At 46.9% G+C, this 833-nt stretch carries 4 pseudogenes; 3 read left to right on the forward strand and 1 reads right to left on the reverse strand.

The features are described from left to right. The 3 pseudogenes from AZH43_RS16885 to AZH43_RS18745 form a co-directional block, all read left to right on the forward strand. Positions 1-207 (forward strand): annotated as a pseudogene (locus AZH43_RS16885) (PQQ-dependent sugar dehydrogenase); the annotation flags it as partial. Further along, a pseudogene (locus tag AZH43_RS19005) lies at positions 207-317 on the forward strand (hypothetical protein); the annotation flags it as partial. The pseudogenes AZH43_RS16885 and AZH43_RS19005, both read left to right, overlap by 1 nt. Position 318: 1 nt before the next feature. Next, positions 319-528 (forward strand): annotated as a pseudogene (locus AZH43_RS18745) (flotillin family protein); the annotation flags it as partial. Here the strand turns inward: AZH43_RS18745 and AZH43_RS19010 are convergent. After that, positions 518-833, reverse strand: a pseudogene (locus AZH43_RS19010) (adenylyltransferase/cytidyltransferase family protein); the annotation flags it as partial. The pseudogenes AZH43_RS18745 and AZH43_RS19010 overlap by 11 nt on opposite strands.

Below are 833 nucleotides of genomic sequence, written 5' to 3' on the forward strand. Positions count from 1 at the left end.
AGCCGGCCGGCGCTCAAAGATTTGACCGTTATTTGGCGCCAAGTGCCAAAGGTTTCCGGTCAAGGCCATTATGCGCATAAAATGCTGTTTGGCGCAGACGGCAAGCTTTGGGTCAGCTCTGGTGAACGGCAGAAATTTGATCCTGCACAAGACTTGCAGTCAAATTTAGGCAAAATTCTGCGCTTAAATGAGGACGGCACGCCAGTGTAATTGATTCCAGCAGCCCGGATATGCTGGAGCAGATTGAAGCCGTAGAGAAAGTGCTCAAAGAAATTGGCGCCGATGTACCGGTATTGCGGGTATACAATAAAATTGATGGAAGATCTGCATAAAAACGGTTTAGAATTAGAAACTGTTTCGCTCACAGGGCTGGACCAGACCGGCTTTAAATACTTCAATCCGCAAAATGCCTTCGATGCGGAAGGTTTAACCAAGCTGACTGAGACGATTGAAGACCGCCGCCGCAAGCGCAACGAAATTGAGCAGGACGCTGACCTCGCCATCCGAACCAAAAATTTAGAAGCAGAAGCAGGGATATAAAAATCATGATGGTGACATAGATAAAGAACCAAGATTCATGTCCGGCTTGCTTAAAGCTCAGTGCAAAAAATTCTGCGGTACCGCCAAAAATGGTATTGGCCAGCGCATAAGGCAATGCTACCCCTAAAGCGCGGATATGGGCTGGAAACATTTMWRCACGCTCTTCTAAGCTAAACACCGGGTTTTTATGGTGACCAATAGCTATTGCGACCACCACTTCATCAAACATTCGTGATGCACGCGTGACTAAATCAATATGCCCATTGGTAATTGGATCAAATGTGCCCGGATAA

This window comes from Acinetobacter pragensis (assembly GCF_001605895.1).
Taxonomy (GTDB): domain Bacteria; phylum Pseudomonadota; class Gammaproteobacteria; order Pseudomonadales; family Moraxellaceae; genus Acinetobacter; species Acinetobacter pragensis.